The 14,969-nt window shown below is 60.6% G+C and carries 16 protein-coding genes; 9 read left to right on the top strand and 7 right to left on the bottom strand.

Translation table 11 applies throughout. The features are described from left to right. Window positions 1-28: 28 nt before the first annotated feature. The 3 genes from MD273_RS19025 to coaBC all read right to left on the bottom strand — a co-directional run bounded on the left by MD273_RS19025 (window position 29) and on the right by coaBC (window position 4,399). Complete coding sequence (locus MD273_RS19025) at window positions 29-2,653, bottom strand: phosphomannomutase/phosphoglucomutase (protein WP_285229107.1); 2,625 nt, start codon at window positions 2,651-2,653, stop codon at window positions 29-31. A gap of 91 nt (window positions 2,654-2,744) precedes the next feature. After that, on the bottom strand, window positions 2,745-3,206 hold the full coding sequence (gene dut / locus MD273_RS00665; protein ID WP_239035852.1) for a dUTP diphosphatase: 462 nt from the start codon (window positions 3,204-3,206) through the stop codon (window positions 2,745-2,747). Beyond that, window positions 3,203-4,399, bottom strand: a complete 1,197-nt coding sequence (coaBC, locus tag MD273_RS00660) for a bifunctional phosphopantothenoylcysteine decarboxylase/phosphopantothenate--cysteine ligase CoaBC (protein WP_239035851.1) — start codon at window positions 4,397-4,399, stop codon at window positions 3,203-3,205. The genes dut and coaBC overlap by 4 nt, the downstream gene beginning before the upstream one ends. A gap of 189 nt (window positions 4,400-4,588) precedes the next feature. On the opposite strand from coaBC, the gene radC reads away from it, so the two are divergent. The 3 genes from radC (at window position 4,589) to rpmG (ending at window position 5,886) form a co-directional block, all read left to right on the top strand. Continuing rightward, window positions 4,589-5,263 (top strand): RadC family protein, encoded by a 675-nt coding sequence (gene radC, locus MD273_RS00655; protein WP_239035850.1) that lies wholly within the window; start codon window positions 4,589-4,591, stop codon window positions 5,261-5,263. 219 nt (window positions 5,264-5,482) lie between these two features. After that, window positions 5,483-5,719 carry a 50S ribosomal protein L28 gene (gene rpmB, locus MD273_RS00650; RefSeq protein WP_008939672.1) on the top strand — a complete coding sequence of 79 codons (237 nt, stop codon included), beginning with the start codon at window positions 5,483-5,485 and terminating at the stop codon, window positions 5,717-5,719. Window positions 5,720-5,730: 11 nt separating this feature from the next. Next, a complete protein-coding gene (rpmG, locus tag MD273_RS00645; RefSeq protein ID WP_008939673.1) occupies window positions 5,731-5,886 on the top strand; it encodes a 50S ribosomal protein L33 in 156 nt (51 codons plus the stop codon). A 67-nt stretch (window positions 5,887-5,953) separates the two neighbouring features. Here rpmG and MD273_RS00640 read toward each other — a convergent pair whose 3' ends face one another. From MD273_RS00640 to MD273_RS00630, 3 genes are all read right to left on the bottom strand, one after another. After that, window positions 5,954-6,814, bottom strand: coding sequence for an endonuclease/exonuclease/phosphatase family protein (locus MD273_RS00640; protein ID WP_239035849.1), 861 nt, complete (start codon window positions 6,812-6,814; stop codon window positions 5,954-5,956). Window positions 6,815-6,871: 57 nt separating this feature from the next. Beyond that, complete coding sequence (locus MD273_RS00635) at window positions 6,872-7,507, bottom strand: thiol:disulfide interchange protein DsbA/DsbL (RefSeq protein WP_239035848.1); 636 nt, start codon at window positions 7,505-7,507, stop codon at window positions 6,872-6,874. Between the two features lie 157 nt (window positions 7,508-7,664). After that, window positions 7,665-8,273, bottom strand: coding sequence for a c-type cytochrome (locus MD273_RS00630; RefSeq protein WP_239035847.1), 609 nt, complete (start codon window positions 8,271-8,273; stop codon window positions 7,665-7,667). A 174-nt stretch (window positions 8,274-8,447) separates the two neighbouring features. On the opposite strand from MD273_RS00630, the gene yihA reads away from it, so the two are divergent. Next, complete coding sequence (yihA, locus tag MD273_RS00625) at window positions 8,448-9,086, top strand: ribosome biogenesis GTP-binding protein YihA/YsxC (RefSeq protein WP_239035846.1); 639 nt, start codon at window positions 8,448-8,450, stop codon at window positions 9,084-9,086. A gap of 193 nt (window positions 9,087-9,279) precedes the next feature. On the opposite strand, the gene MD273_RS00620 is transcribed toward yihA, so the two are convergent. Further along, window positions 9,280-9,948: a TetR/AcrR family transcriptional regulator gene (locus MD273_RS00620; protein ID WP_239035845.1), complete on the bottom strand. Its 669-nt coding sequence runs from the start codon at window positions 9,946-9,948 to the stop codon at window positions 9,280-9,282. A gap of 177 nt (window positions 9,949-10,125) precedes the next feature. Between MD273_RS00620 and MD273_RS00615 the strand changes: the two genes are divergently transcribed. The 5 genes from MD273_RS00615 (at window position 10,126) to MD273_RS00595 (ending at window position 14,925) form a co-directional block, all read left to right on the top strand. Continuing rightward, window positions 10,126-11,571, top strand: coding sequence for a coniferyl aldehyde dehydrogenase (locus tag MD273_RS00615; RefSeq protein ID WP_239035844.1), 1,446 nt, complete (start codon window positions 10,126-10,128; stop codon window positions 11,569-11,571). A gap of 75 nt (window positions 11,572-11,646) precedes the next feature. Next, complete coding sequence (locus MD273_RS00610) at window positions 11,647-12,285, top strand: hypothetical protein (protein WP_239035843.1); 639 nt, start codon at window positions 11,647-11,649, stop codon at window positions 12,283-12,285. Window positions 12,286-12,311: 26 nt separating this feature from the next. Further along, complete coding sequence (locus MD273_RS00605) at window positions 12,312-13,904, top strand: GMC family oxidoreductase (RefSeq protein WP_239035842.1); 1,593 nt, start codon at window positions 12,312-12,314, stop codon at window positions 13,902-13,904. A gap of 277 nt (window positions 13,905-14,181) precedes the next feature. Next, the gene (gene coaD, locus MD273_RS00600; RefSeq protein ID WP_239035841.1) at window positions 14,182-14,658 is read left to right on the top strand and encodes a pantetheine-phosphate adenylyltransferase; all 477 of its coding nucleotides are present in this window, start codon (window positions 14,182-14,184) and stop codon (window positions 14,656-14,658) included. 18 nt (window positions 14,659-14,676) lie between these two features. Then, a complete protein-coding gene (locus tag MD273_RS00595) occupies window positions 14,677-14,925 on the top strand; it encodes a YfhL family 4Fe-4S dicluster ferredoxin (RefSeq protein ID WP_239035840.1) in 249 nt (82 codons plus the stop codon). Window positions 14,926-14,969: the final 44 nt, after the last annotated feature.

Here is a 14,969-nt window from a genome sequence, read left to right as displayed (position 1 = left end):
GCCCGGGCCACCGGGGCATTCAGCAGGGTCAGAAGTCGGTCACGATATCGGGAGCCACCCGCTGCAACTGCTCCCGGAACACCTCCCGGATCCGGTCCAGGGCCTCTTGGGTCTCACCTTCAAACCGGAGTACCAGCACCGGCGTGGTGTTGGAGGCCCGGCACAGACCCCAGCCGTCGGCATAGTCTACGCGAATACCGTCAATGGTACTGATGCTGCCATCACCAAAATCCCCTTCGGCACCCAGGCGCTCAATGATGTCGAACTTGCTGCTCTCGGTCACTTCGACATTGAGCTCGGGAGTGCTCACATCCTCCGGGAAATCCTCGAACACCTCGTCACAGTGACGATCCTCGATACCCAGGATTTCCAGCAGCCGGGCCGCAGAATAGAGCCCGTCATCGAACCCGTACCAGCGCTCGCCAAAGAAGATGTGACCGCTCATTTCGCCGGCCAGCAGGGCGCCCGTTTCCTTCATCCTGGCCTTCATCAGCGAATGACCGGTTTTCCACATGATCGGCCGGCCGCCGGCTTCGGAGATCACATTGGCGAGCAGGCGGCTGCACTTGACGTCGTAGAGCACATCGGCACCGGGATTACGCGACACCACATCCCGGGCAAACAGCATCAGCAGCCGGTCCGGCCAGATGATTTTACCGGTATTGGTCACCACGCCGAGCCGGTCGCCATCACCGTCGAAGGCAACACCGAGATCCGCGCCCTCGGCCTGGACCCGGGCAATCAGGTCTTCCAGGTTGGCCGGCTTGCCAGGATCCGGATGATGGTTGGGAAAATCGCCGTCCACCTCGCAGTACAGGGGAATTGCCTCACACCCCAGCTCCTCGATAAGTATCGGCGCCAGCTCCCCGGCGATGCCGTTACCGGCATCGACGACCACCTTGAGAGGCGCGGCAACCGCAATATCCCCCACAATCCGGTCGAGGTAGGCCCGGCGCACGTCCTGGCTGGATTCCTCGCCCTGCCCGGTAACCAGATCACCGGCCTCAACCCGCTGGTACAGTTGCTGGATGGCCTCACCGGAAAGCGTTTCCCCGCCGAGCATGATTTTCAGACCGTTGTAATTGGCCGGATTGTGACTGCCGGTCACCATCACGCCAGAGCCGGTCTGCAGTTCATGGGTCGCAAAATAGAGCACCGGGGTGGGCACCGCGCCGATATGGATGACATTACAGCCCGCTGCCATGACGCCCTGAGCCAGCGCATCCGCCAGCCCGGGGCTGGAATGGCGCCCGTCATACCCGACACAGAGCGCTCCGACACCCCTGGCAACCGCTTCAGAACCGATGGCCTGACCAATAACGCGAACCACATCCTCGGACAGGGTCTCACCGACAATGCCGCGGATATCGTAGGCCCGGAAGATCTCGGGAGACAGCTGCAGGTCCGGACCTTCGGCAGGGAAGGCTTGCGGAGTGGCTTCACGCTCTGGCGGACTGGTGTCGCCACTGAAACCCAGCACATCCTCGTCCCCGTCCATCATATCGATGTCGAGCACATCCTTGTCCTGGAACAGCGGCTCTTCCTCCGCTCCCGCTTTCGGCGGACGCACCCCCTGTTTGGCAGTTGCCGCACCCGAGCTACGGGCCATACGTTTGTCCACGGCCTGGGACAACCGGTACAGGACCTCACCGGTGGAGGCAATCATGTCCCAGCGGAAGCCGGGCGGCCTCGAACGCTCGCCGCCGAAAACCTTCTGGGCCCACTGGACCAGGGAAGCCACATCCTGCCGCAGACTGCGCTGGGCGCTGCCCAGCAGGAGCCACACCGCAACAGCGGCGATCAGCACAGGCACACCCACCATCAGGGCGATGACCATCGTGTCCACCGGCGGGGCCGGCACCCGAGCCGGCCTATAGGCCACAGACCAGTCGGGATTAACCAGGGTGCGGCTGACCGGCTCGCCATTGCCGGCTCCCTTGCTCACAACGGTCCTTGCAGTACCGGAGACCGTCTGTACCAGCGCGAGCTGGCCGCCCAGATCCGGATTGACCACGGACAACAGCGGCTGCAGCCGTGACGCTTCGAATACCATCAGCAAACTGCCGATGGCGGCGCCGCCCCCGGGATTGCGAACGGGGCTGGCGACCTGCACGAACCAGCGATCGTCTCTCGGGAAAGCATCCGGATAAAGCTTGCCACCGGCTTCCGCCGTGCGTGCCAGCTCGAGGCCGGCGAAACCCAGCAGGGCATCATCATCGACGGAGCGGGGAATGGCTCCGGCCGGAAAGAGGTACGCGGCCTGGACACCCGGCAGGGCTCCCGCGAGCTGCTGCTCCGCCTCGCCTTCCGATCCTCCGCCCTGCACGGACTGCCTGACGTAGGCCTGGGACGCCAGGCCCTCGACGCCCTGTTGCAACAGCTCGAGATAGCGGTTCAGTCGCTCGGCCGCAGCCTCCACCTCGTGGTTTTGCTGGATCTCGAGGCGCTCGCTGCCGGAGGGCAGGACCACCATGAAGTGCAGCAACGCGACGGAGGCGATCCCGGCCAGCACCACGATCAGAGCCTGGCCGGCCGCGATGGAAGTCAGACGCTTGAGCCGGGGCCCGGACGTCTTGCCCCTGCCCGTCGCTTTGCTTTTCGCTGGCTTTTCGCCTGACCTGTCTTCTGAAGACTTTTTCCAGCCGAGCTTCATAATCTATCCTGCGCTGTTATTTTTCGTCCTGAACGAGCCGTCATCCGCAAAGTATAGCCGGCCCGAAAACAGCCGGTATGCCCCGGGGCAATCAGTGGCTACCTGTGGAGCCGAAGCCGCCCTCCCCCCGGTCACTGGCATCAAATTCATCCACTACCTCAAAATCGGCCTGCACCACCGGCACCAATACCAGCTGAGCGATCCGCTCGCCAACATTCACCGTGAACGTGGTGTTGCCCCGGTTCCAGCACGAAACCATCAACTCGCCCTGGTAATCGGAGTCGATCAGGCCCACCAGATTGCCAAGCACAATACCGTGCTTGTGGCCCAGCCCGCTGCGGGGAAGAATCATGGCCGCCAGGGCGGGATCGGCAATGTGGATCGACAAACCTGTGGGGATCAGATCGGTCTGGCCCGGCTCCAGCACGAGCGGCTCTTTCAGGCAGGCTCTGAGATCCAGCCCCGCAGAACCTTCAGTTGCATATTCGGGGAACGGGATACTGGTACCGATCCGGTCGTCAAGGATCCGGACTTGCAGGGTCTTTTTGGTCATGAAGTTGCTTCCAGGTGTTCGCCAATCAGGGCCACCAGCCGGGTGGCAATGGTGTGTTTGCGGTCGGGTCCGATATGCTCCTGCCCCCCGGGCCAGAACACCGTGACCGCGTTGTTGTCGCTATTGAAGCCCAACCCGGGTGCAGAAACGTCATTGGCGACGATCATGTTCAGCTTCTTCCGGGCCATCTTGTCGGTGGCATAGCGGGCCACATCGGTCGTTTCTGCCGCGAAGCCCACGGTAAAGGGTGCATCGGCGCGCGCTGCCACCGTCGCCAGCGTGTCGGGATTGCGCACCAGCGCCAGGGACATGGCCTCACTGGCCTTCTTGATCTTGTCATCGGCGCAGGTCTGTGGGCGGTAATCCGCCACCGCGGCGGTCGCGATAAAGACATCACAGCCCTCATCGACCGCGGCCATGGATTCGGCGAGCATGTCTTCGGCAGTCATTACCGGGCGGACGTCCACTCCCGGTGGCGGCGCAATCGTCACCGGTCCGCTGACCAGGATGACCCTGGCGCCGGCAGCCCTGGCGGCATCGGCCAATGCATAGCCCATCTTGCCCGAACTATGGTTGCTGATGTATCGGACCGGGTCCAGCGGCTCCCGGGTCGGACCCGCGGTAATCACCACCCGCTTGCCGGTCAGCGGACCCGACCTTTGATCCAGAATCAGTGCTGCCAGGGTCTCCGGCTCCAGCATCCGGCCGGGCCCCGTATCACCGCAGGCCTGCTCGCCCTGATCAGGGCCCCAGACCGTTACCTGGGGGTCCTCATTCAGCATCGCCAGATTGCGCTGCGTCCGGAAATTGCGCCACATGGCCTGATTCATCGCCGGCGCGATGGCAATGGGTGCATCGGTCGCACAACAGACGGTGGTCAGCAGGTCATCCGCCAGGCCGTTGGCCAGGCGGGCGATGAAATTGGCCGAGGCCGGTGCCACGACGACCTGCTCTGCCCACTTGGCCAATTCGATATGGCCCATCCCGGCTTCGGCCTCGGGATCCAGCAGCGACGTCCGCACCGGCTCGCCGCTGAGCGCCTGGAAGGTCAGCGGCGTCACGAAAGCCTCGGCGCCAGAGGTCATCACCACTCGAACCTCGCAGTCCGCTTTTTTCAGCAGTCGCACCAGCTCGGCGCACTTGTAGGCGGCAATGCCACCGGTCACTCCCAACAGAATTCGTTTGGCGCCCATACCGGCTCCACAATTCCTTATATTGAAAAGGGTTATAAGATAGCACGCCCGGTTATCGGGAACAGCAGGGCGCAGGAATCTTAACATTTACCGAATGTTACTTTTTCAAGTAACCTTTGTAACCCTGAGAAACCAACCACGGTGCAGGAAGCACCGGCACGACTCAAACCGGATGCAAGGAAGCCAAGCATGCCCACCCCCTTCTGGCCCGCCGACGAGCGCCCCCGTGAGCGCCTGTTGGCTCACGGCCCCGAATCCCTGTCCGATGCCGAATTACTGGCCATCTTCCTGCGCACCGGGACCACCGGAACGCCGGTGATGACTCTGGCGAGGCACCTGATTGACGAGTTTGGCGGCCTGCGGGGCCTGCTGACCGCCTCGCGCCGGCAATTCTGCCAGGTCAGGGGGCTGGGCACCGCCAAGTATGCCCAGGTAAAGGCGGCCATGGAGATGGCCCGGAGGGTGATGGACGAGCCTTTACGACAGGGCGACCCGTTGCGCTCACCGGCAGACACCCGCCGGTTTCTGACCAGCCGGCTCGGGACCTACCCCCATGAAGTCTTTGCCGGCCTGTTCCTGGACAACCGCCACCGGGTCATCCACTACCGGGAGCTGTTCCGTGGCACCATCGACGGCGCCGCCGTCTACCCCCGGGAGGTGGTTCGCCAGGCCCTGGAGGACAATGCCGCCGCGGTGATCTTCGCCCACAACCATCCCTCGGGTGTCGCCGAACCCAGCCAGGCCGACATTTCCCTGACCCGTCGCTTGAAGGAGGCCCTGGGCCTGGTGGATATCAGGGTTCTTGACCATATGGTTGTCGGCCACGGTGAGGTAATATCGCTTGCCGAAAGAGGACTGATGTAACTGTCAGCAAAATGACGCCCCGGAGGCTGGCCAAATTCCCAACAATTTTTTGCGTTGGGGGGCGAGTTCTGGTATAAAAGCGTCCCTTTCTGGCGGCGTCTGGCAGGCAGCGTTCCGTTTAAAGGCGCGAACAGGGAGCGAACGGGCTCCCCGGCAACCAGAGACGCATTAAAAACGAATTCGTATTGATTGAGACCACTGCTCAGGTCGGAGGCAAGTATGTCCAGAGTTTGTCAGGTTACCGGTAAGCGTCCGGTATCCGGTAACAACGTATCCCACGCGATGAACCACACTCGTCGCCGTTTTCTGCCGAATCTGCAGAACCACCGTTTCTGGGTTGAATCCGAGAAGCGTTTCGTGAAGCTGCGCGTTTCCACCAAAGGTATGCGCATCATCGACAAAAAAGGCATTGACGCTGTGCTGGCCGATCTTCGTGCCCGCGGCGAGAAAGTATAAGGAGCCGCATCATGCGCGAGAAAATCAAGCTGGTATCTTCAGCAGGCACTGGTCACTTCTACACGACCAAGAAGAACAAGCGTAACACTCCGGAAAAGATCGCTATCAAGAAGTACGATCCGGTTGTACGCAAGCATGTCGAGTACAAGGAAGCCAAGATCAAGTAATCCTGATCCGGCCTTCACAAAAAAACCCGGCTCCTGCCGGGTTTTTTTTGTGCCTGCACGCCGAGTGTCAGAAGGTTTCCAGATAACCCTTTGGCAGCGCCACGTCCATGGCAATCGGCAAGTGGTCGGAAACCGGGTAACTCACCACCTCTGAACGGCGGATTTCCAGGCTCGGGCTGACCAGGATATGGTCAAGCGCCTTCTCCGGTCGCCAGCTCGGAAAGCTGTGAGCGGTATCCGGCAGAGGCACCAGGTCCGTTTCTCTCAACGGCGTATTGGTCAACAACTGTTCGGCGTGAGCGTTCATATCGCCCATCAGCACCACGTGCTGATAGTCGGCAATCTGCTCCCGGATATAGCCCAGCTGCCGCTGCTGCGCCGCCTTGCTCAGGGACAGGTGCATAAGGACCAGCACCAGCGGATCTTCTTTCACGCCATAGCGGGCTATGATTGCACCCCGCCCCGGAATCAGCCCTGGCAAACGGTGCTCGGTTACGTCGAGGGGGCGAAACCGGCTGAGCAGGCCATTGGAGTGCTGGGCGATCTGCCCCATATTACGGTTCAGCTGCTGGTACCAGTAAGGAATCCCGGCGGCCTCGGCCAGATACTGCACCTGATTGATAAAACCACTGCGCAGGCTGCCGCCATCACATTCCTGCAGTGCCACCACGTCGTAATTGCTGACCAGCCGGGCAATTCTGTCCAGGTTCTCGATGCGATTGCGGTGGGGCAGGACATGCTGCCAGCTGCGGGTTACATAGTGGCGGTAGGAGGTGGTGTTAATACCCACCTGGATATTGAAGGTCAGTAGCCGGATGTGTCGGTGCGGTTCGAATTCCGGAACGTGCTCAAAGCCGGAACAGCGACCTCTCGGTTCATGCTCCGACTTCAGAAACCCACCAATCTGTTTGCGAATACGCTTGTACATAGGCCGGCAGTCTCTTCCTGCCCGTAAGGCCCGGCGGCAAGGCCACCGGGCTATGTCTTATTGCCCGGCGTTATGCTCCTTCTCCACCAGGTAGTCCACAACTTTCAGCACGGCCTCATGACCGCCCGCCATGGAAGCGGTGACCGCATACTTCCCATCAACCAGCATAGTCGGTGTCCCGGTAACGCGCGCACCCCGAATCTTGGCCTGGGCCTGCTGCATTTTCGCGTTCACTCCGAAGCTGTTGTAATTCTTCAGGAACTCTTCCGGGTCCACACCATGATCAGCCACGAAATCCGCCAGGGATTCACCATCGTTCAGAGGCCGACGTTCCCCCGCCAGGGCGTCAAACAGCGCATCGTGGACCTTTTCCCGCTCACCCATGGCCTCCAGCGCGTAGAACGCCCGGGCATGGGGCTCCCAGGAACGACCCAACGCGGCCGGAATGCGAACGTAATTCACGTAATCCGGTGCATCGGCTTCCCAGGCTTCGGCCAGCGGCTTGAAGTTGTAACAGTGGGGGCAGCCGTACCAGAACACCTCGGCCACCTCGACTCCGCTCTCGCTTGCGGTACGGACCGGAGTCTCGAGCTTGCGATAATGCACACCTTCTTCCCAGCTCTGGGCACTGGCGGTTCCCGTGACGGCGACGGCCATCGCCAGAAAAGCGGCCATTCCAAGTGATCTGATCATTCAACGTCTCCGATTTCCTGAATACATTTTGTGGGGGATTATGACCCAGCAATCGGCAAAAGTTCCACAAGGGGGCCGACGGCGGCGCATTACAGGATGGTAAGCAAGCAACAAAAAACCCCGCCAGGGCGGGGTTTTCTTACGATCAGGTCCGTAATCAGTTCAGACCGGAAACGTAGTTGGCAACGGCCTCGATCTCGGCGTCTGTCAGCTTGGCGGCGACGTCCATCATGATCGCGGCGTTGGAGCCCGCGTTCCGGGTGCCGTCACGGTAGGCTTTCAGCTGCTTGGTCACGTACTCCGCGTTCTGACCGCCCAGGGCCGGATAGCCGCCCGGCTGGTTACCCTTGCCCTGCGGGTTATGACAGCCGGCACAAGCCGGTACGCCGGTTGCCAGGTTGCCGCCGCGATAGAGCGCCGCGCCCTGCTCGATCAGATCCGGATTGGCCTGACTGACAACCATATCCTGGCTATCGAAGTAAGCCGCCAGGTCCTGAAGGTCCTGGTCCGACATGTTATCCAGCAAACCGGTCATCTCCGGGATGGCCCGGTCACCGGACTTGATGTTTTTCAACTGGCTGTACAGATACTTCTCGCCCAGCCCCGAAAGCTTCGGGTACACGCCCATGACCGGCTTCTGGCCACCCTGGCCATGGCAGCCAGCACATACCGCTGCGTTCTGTTCACCTGCCTGGGGATCTCCTGCTCCGTGTGCCAGCGTTGTAAGGCTTACACCAAGAACAACTCCTGCGATCAGTTTTTTCATGCTCGCTCCGCTTCTCTCATCTTAAAGGTATTCTTCATCATGCAGCCGGCAGGCGCTGACCAGGCAGGCTCAAAACCGGGACTGACAGCGGCCACGCACAGCGCGCCGCCCGGAATTGGTGTAGCATTATACATTAATCGCCAATAACTGAAATCCAAAGGAAAGCCAACTGCTGTGGACCCTGATCTGACTCAAAAATCGATCTCTTTTAACAGCGCCAGATTCCTGATCAGCGCCTCCCGCCTGGAAGAGTGTCCGCCCGACATCGGGGCCGAAGTCGCGTTTGCCGGCCGCTCCAACGCCGGCAAGTCCAGCGCGCTCAATGCCATCACCGCCAACGGCAAACTGGCGCGAACGTCCAAGACGCCGGGGCGCACCCGCCTGATCAACTTCTTTTCCCTGAACCGGGAAGGATCCAGACTGGTGGACCTGCCGGGCTATGGCTATGCCAAGGTATCCCGGGACATGAAAGACGACTGGCAGCAACACCTCGGGCATTACCTGAATGACCGGCGGTGCCTGCGAGGCCTGGTCCTGGTCATGGATATCCGCCACCCTTTAACCGACTTCGACCAAATGATGGTGGAATGGTGCGAACATAACCACCTTCCGTTGATGATTCTTGCCACCAAAGCCGACAAACTGAAGTTCGGGCAGGCCAAGACCGCAATGCTGGGCATCGCCAAAAAGCTGAAAACCTATCAGTGCGTGGAGCACCTCATCATGTTCTCTGCCACCTCCAAGCGCGGCGTCGAGGAATGCCGGGACGCGCTGAGTGACTGGCTGGAAGGGGAAGCCTCGGAACTGGCATAAAAAAACCGGTCTGCCAGGCGACAGACCGGTGAAACGTCAGGGTTTGCGACGTGCTAAAACCTGAGAACTCACTCAGGAGACGCAAGGAATGTCCGAATTCCCAACGTCACTTTTATGATCTGCATGCGCGCAGGAAGTTCCCGGATCGATCATTTTTTGCTCAATATTGCGCCTATCACTTACTCAGAGCGACTCAGACCACCGCCCCGGAAGGCTCCGGAAGCGACGGCCGGTATCGTTCCCGCAATTCCATGACCCGCTCCCGATAGGCGGGCGTCAGATAGGGAATCTCCAGCGTGAGCACCTGGTAGATGCCCTGCTTCAGCTCGGTCAGGCTGAGGCTGGCCGGTTCATCCGCTGCGTGAGCCGTTTTCAGGAACGCCATCCAGTTGGTGATCACCAACCAGACATTCAGCGACATGGCCGACCTCAGTTCTTCGGGCTGGGGCTCGATAATGCCGGCCTCCGACATCTTCTCGAAGATCTGGCTGATCGCCGCGAGGCAGCGATTGGTGAATTCCCGGTAGTCCTTACGCAGACGCGGATCGCTGTCGAGCAGGTATTCCAGATCCCGGTGGAAAAACCGATAACTCCAGAGCCCGTCAAACACGGACTCCAGGTAGAACGTCAGGTCCTCCAGCGTCAGCGACCGGTCCTGAGGAATATCCAGGTAGTAATCCACCAGCTTCTCGTATTCAAGGAAGATCTCGTAAATGATGTCCGACTTGTTGCGGAAGTGGTAATAGAGATTGCCCGGCGAGATCGCCAGATGGGCGGCAATGTGATTGGTGGTGACATTGCGTTCGCCACGCTCATTGAACAGCTCAAGGCTGGAAAGAATGATTTTTTCTCTTGTTTTCATAGGGTTGAGAGCACTTTTTGTGGTCTTTCGGTTGACTGGCCCGATCGGCCATCGGCGCTTGCTTGACTGCCTAGAGTATATACTCTAATAATACTCCCTGATGCAAACTGGCTGTTTTTTGGCCACACAACAAAACAGGTTACCGGCCCGCGATGCCGGTTGCCCAGGGAGAATGTCATGGCTGCTACCGTCGTCCAGCTCACGGAAAGCAAGAAGCACATCCAGCATACCCACCGGGTCTTCAAGGCACAGAAAAAGGCCTTTCGCGGCAATCCCTCGCCCTCGCTGACCGAGCGACAGGACAACCTGAAGCGCCTGAAGCGCGCCCTGCTCAGCAATCAGGACCGGCTCGTGGAAGCCATTGACCGGGACTTCAGCTGCCGGTCCCGGGACGAATCGCTGATCGCGGAGGTGATGCCGTCGATCCAGGGCATCAACTACACCCTGAAGAACCTGGCCGACTGGATGAAGCCGTCAAAGCGCCATGTTTCGGTGCTGTTCCAGCCCGCCAGCAACAAGGTCCACTACCAGCCCAAGGGCGTGGTGGGCGTGATCGTGCCCTGGAACTACCCGCTGTACCTGGCGGTTGGTCCGTTGGTGGCCTCCCTGGCAGCGGGTAACCGCACCATGATCAAGATGTCCGAGTACACCCCGCATACCTCGGCATTGTTCAAGGAAATCATCGAGGACAATTTCGCCGAGGACCTGGTCGCCGTGATCAATGGTGAGGCGGATGTGGCGGCGGATTTCTCCGCCCGGCCTTTCGACCACCTCCTGTTCACCGGATCCACCTCGGTCGGCAAGCTTGTGATGCGTGCTGCTGCCGAGAATCTGACCCCGGTGACCCTGGAACTGGGCGGCAAGTCCCCGGCCATCGTCTCTCCGGATGTGCCCATGGAGGACGCGGCCCAGCGCATTGCCTTCGGCAAGGCCTTCAACGCCGGTCAGACCTGTGTCGCGCCCGACTATGTGCTGTGTCCGGCAGACCGGGTGCAGACGTTTGTGGATGAATTCCGCACCCGTTTCGCAGAAATGTATCCGAGCCTGCGGGACAATGACGACTACACCGCGATCATCAACGAGCGCCAGTACGACCGTCTGCAGGGCTACCTGGAAGACGCCAGGGAGAAAGGCGCAGAGCTGATCGAGATCAACCCGGCCCGGGAGGACCTGAAGGATGGCACCCGGAAGATTCCGCTGACGCTGGTTCTGAAAGCAAATCCGGACATGAAGGTGATGCAGGACGAGATATTCGGTCCGATCCTGCCGGTGGTGGGCTACGGCACCCTGGATGAGGCTATCCACTACATCAATGACCGTCCGCGCCCGCTGGCGCTGTACTTCTTCGGTTACGACAGGAATGAACAGCAGCACGTGGTGGAGAACACCCACTCCGGCGGCATGTGCATCAACGATGCGCTGATGCATGTGGCTCAGGACGATCTGCCGTTCGGGGGTATCGGAGATTCCGGCATGGGCCACTACCATGGCCGCGAAGGCTTCCTGACTTTCTCCCATCACCGGGCGATCTTCACCAAACAGAAGTTCAACAGCGGCAAATATGTCTATGCCCCGCACGGGACCGCCATGCACAGGCTGGTTTACCGTTTCTTTATTCGCTGATTCTTTTAGCCTGCCAGCCGGAGTGCCTGTCGGTGATGGGCATTCCGCATTACAACAATAAATGAGAAAGGTCCGATGAACGATCAGTCTGAGGTACGTTCAACTCCCTCCGGTTTTGCCAACCTCGACCGCCGCAGCTTTTTGAAAACCGGCCTCGGCGGCGCGTTATTCCTGAGCACCGCCAGCGTCACCGCGGGCCTCAGCGGTTGCGGCTCCGCGCCTGCCGGCCGGGTCAGTGCGGTGGGCACCCGCATGGACGCGAGTTACGAGTTCCGTTTCCTGACCACCGACGATATCCAGCTGTTCGAGGCCCTGCTCCCGGCGATTGTTGGTCCGGCGTTGCCCGAGCAGTCCCAGGCACAGCGCGTGGCGATCGCCGGTACCATCGAACGGATCGATGCCGGCATCCATAACTTCGGCCCAGCCAACCAGAAGGAACTCCGGCGCCTGTTTGACCTGCTCAATTTTGGTCTGACCCGAGTCACAATTGCCCGGGTCTGGTCGAGCTGGCCCAACGCCACCACCGAAGAGGCGAATGCTTTCCTCGAGCGCTGGCGGACCAGCGGCATCGGCCTGTTCAACAACGGCTACATTGCGCTGACCAAGATCAGCAACGTGGCGTTCTATGGCCACGAGGACTCCTGGCACCTCTCCGGTTACCCGGGACCGCCACAATGGGCAGTGGATACGCTGCCCCAGTTCCAGAGCGCCTGACCTACCGCTGATTGACGGAGCCAACCATGCAGTTAAAAGATCGTATTGCCCGGGGCCTGGAATCCGGCTGGAAAGTCACCGATGGCGCCACCCTGACCGAAAACCGCACCCTTGAAGCGGATGTCGTGGTAATAGGTACCGGTGCAGGGGGCGGCACCACCGCCGAGATACTGGCCCAAAGCGGCCTCTCGGTCATCCTTGTGGAAGAAGGCCGGCTGTATTACCAGAAAGATTTCAAGATGGACGAGCTCAGCGCCTACGCCAGCCTCTATCAGGAAGGCATGAGCCGGGTTACCAAAGACGGTGCCATAGCGATCCTCCAGGGCCGCTGCGTAGGCGGTTCCACCACCGTGAACTGGACCAGCAGCTTTCGTACTCCGGATGCCACCCTGAACTATTGGGCTGAACGCTTCGGGCTCAACGCCCTCGCCCCGGATGCCATGGCTCCCTGGTTTGACGGTCGCGAACAGCGCCACAACATGGAACCCTGGGCCGTGGAGCCCAACGTTAATAACGACATCCTGCGCCAGGGCTGCGACCGCCTCGGTTACAGCTGGCAGGTCATTCCCCGTAACGTCAAGGGTTGCTGGAACCTGGGCTACTGTGGCGTCGGCTGCCCCACCAATGCCAAACAGGGCGCCCTGCTGACCACGGTCCCGGGAGCGCTGGACAACGATGCCCACCTGATCCACGGCCTGCGGGCGGACAAACTCGTGATGGCACAGGACCGTATCGACCATCTCCGGGCCAGCGCCATGGCCGCCGACGGCATCACACCTTCGGGCGTCACCGTCACCCTGAAAGCCCGACACTTCGTCGCCGCCGCCAGCGCCATCGGGACCCCGGGCCTGCTACTGCGCTCCAACATACCCGACCCACATGACCGCATCGGCAAACGCTCCTTCATCCACCCGGTCAACGCCTGCATCGCGGAAATGCCCGAAAAGGTAGAGCCGTTCTACGGCGCGCCGCAATCCATTTATTCCGACCACTTCAACTTCAGCGGCGGCGTCGACGGCCCGGTGGGTTACAAGCTCGAAGTCCCCCCCCTGCACCCGGCGATGTCCGCCGGCGTCATCCCCGGCCACGGCGACCCCCAGATCAACACCATGGCCCGCCTGCCCTGGATCAACTCCGTCATCGCTCTGCTCCGGGACGGCTTCCACCCCGACAGCCCCGGCGGCACCATCGGACTGCGCGACGACGGCAGCCCCTATCTGGACTACCCGGTCACCGACTACCTCTGGGATGGCCTGCGCCGCGCCTTCCACACAATGGCCGAAATCCAGTTCGCCGCCGGCGCCAAACGCGTCCGCCTCATGCACCTGGACTCTGACTGGTACACCACCCTGGCCGACGCCAAAGCCGCCATCGATGAACTCCCCATGGAACGGCACCGCGTCCGCCTGTTCACCGCCCACCAGATGGGCGGCTGCGGCATGGGTGCCAACCCCGAGGAATCCGTCGTCAACGGCTTCGGGGAACACCACCACGTCAGCAACCTGAGTATCCACGACGCCTCGATCTTCCCGACCAGCATCGGTGCCAATCCGCAATTGTCGGTCTATGCCCTTTCAGCGCGGAACAGTGCAAGACTGACCAATCGACTCAAGGCCTGATCGAGTCAGCATACCTGCTCTTCCCAGAAATTCGGAGAGGCCTGCAACACTGCTCGTCGGGCCGATCGGGTGGGGCTTTCCGGAAATGTGCGGAGCCATGGATGGCGGAGCCCAAGCGCACATGGATGTGCTCGTAGCGGTTTCCGGAAAGCCCCACCCGATTGGCCCAGCCACAAAGTTAGTTCCCCTACTCCAAAGCCCCGGAATACCGGCGCGGCAACTACAGAACAACCAGTAATGCTGATATGATTGCACCCAGCGAAGAAAGGAGCTGTGCATGTCCAAAGTCATCTATCCGGGCACCTTCGACCCAATCACCAACGGCCACACCGACCTCATCGAACGCGCCGGCCGCATGTTCGACGAAATCGTCGTCGCCGTCGCCTACAACCCCAAGAAGCAGCCCCTCTTCGACCTCGAAGAACGCTGTGAACTGGTCAGAAAAGCAACGACCCACCTGCCCAACGTGACCGTCACCGGTTTCAGCAACCTGCTGGCCGACTTCGTCCGGGAACAGGGCGCCACCGTCATCCTGCGTGGCCTCCGTGCGGTCTCCGACTTCGAATACGAATTCCAGCTGGCGGACATGAACCGCCGACTGGCCCCGGAAGTGGAGAGCGTCTTCCTGACGCCCTCGAATCACCTTTCCTACATTTCATCCACCCTGATCCGGGAAATCGCCTCCCTGGGCGGAAATGTTTCAGAATTCGTCGATCCTGCCGTTGAGACTGCCTTGAAACAGAAGTTCAACTGAGCCTGAGGTATCCGAAAGATGGCCCTGATGATTACCGACGAATGCATCAACTGCGACGTCTGCGAACCGGAATGCCCGAACGAGGCAATTTCCCCGGGTGATGAAATCTATGTGATTGATCCGGACAAGTGCACCGAGTGCGTCGGCCACTACGACGAGCCCCAGTGCCAGCAGGTATGCCCGGTGGACTGCATCCCGCTGGATCCCGAGCGCCAGGAAAGCCGTGAACAGCTGATGGAAAAATACCACCGCCTGACCGGCAACTGAGTGACCGAAAACTGAAAAGCCCCGGGATCCGGGGCTTTTCCTGT

The organism is Marinobacter sp. C7 (assembly GCF_022343555.1).
Classification (GTDB): domain Bacteria; phylum Pseudomonadota; class Gammaproteobacteria; order Pseudomonadales; family Oleiphilaceae; genus Marinobacter.
Note: the sequence above shows the minus strand (reverse complement) of the source record. Positions and strands in the feature narration are given on the sequence as shown.

Coding starts and splice junctions, on each gene's coding strand:
- MD273_RS00630 (WP_239035847.1), bottom strand. CDS start 8,273: ATGAAAAAACTGATCGCAGGAGTTGTTCTTGGTGTAAGCCTTACAACG.
- coaBC (WP_239035851.1), bottom strand. CDS start 4,399: ATGGGCGCCAAACGAATTCTGTTGGGAGTGACCGGTGGCATTGCCGCC.
- MD273_RS00640 (WP_239035849.1), bottom strand. CDS start 6,814: ATGTACAAGCGTATTCGCAAACAGATTGGTGGGTTTCTGAAGTCGGAG.
- dut (WP_239035852.1), bottom strand. CDS start 3,206: ATGACCAAAAAGACCCTGCAAGTCCGGATCCTTGACGACCGGATCGGT.
- MD273_RS00615 (WP_239035844.1), top strand. CDS start 10,126: ATGGCTGCTACCGTCGTCCAGCTCACGGAAAGCAAGAAGCACATCCAG.
- MD273_RS00610 (WP_239035843.1), top strand. CDS start 11,647: ATGAACGATCAGTCTGAGGTACGTTCAACTCCCTCCGGTTTTGCCAAC.
- coaD (WP_239035841.1), top strand. CDS start 14,182: ATGTCCAAAGTCATCTATCCGGGCACCTTCGACCCAATCACCAACGGC.
- MD273_RS00605 (WP_239035842.1), top strand. CDS start 12,312: ATGCAGTTAAAAGATCGTATTGCCCGGGGCCTGGAATCCGGCTGGAAA.
- MD273_RS00620 (WP_239035845.1), bottom strand. CDS start 9,948: ATGAAAACAAGAGAAAAAATCATTCTTTCCAGCCTTGAGCTGTTCAAT.
- rpmB (WP_008939672.1), top strand. CDS start 5,483: ATGTCCAGAGTTTGTCAGGTTACCGGTAAGCGTCCGGTATCCGGTAAC.
- MD273_RS00595 (WP_239035840.1), top strand. CDS start 14,677: ATGGCCCTGATGATTACCGACGAATGCATCAACTGCGACGTCTGCGAA.
- MD273_RS00635 (WP_239035848.1), bottom strand. CDS start 7,507: ATGATCAGATCACTTGGAATGGCCGCTTTTCTGGCGATGGCCGTCGCC.
- radC (WP_239035850.1), top strand. CDS start 4,589: ATGCCCACCCCCTTCTGGCCCGCCGACGAGCGCCCCCGTGAGCGCCTG.
- MD273_RS19025 (WP_285229107.1), bottom strand. CDS start 2,653: ATGAAGCTCGGCTGGAAAAAGTCTTCAGAAGACAGGTCAGGCGAAAAG.
- rpmG (WP_008939673.1), top strand. CDS start 5,731: ATGCGCGAGAAAATCAAGCTGGTATCTTCAGCAGGCACTGGTCACTTC.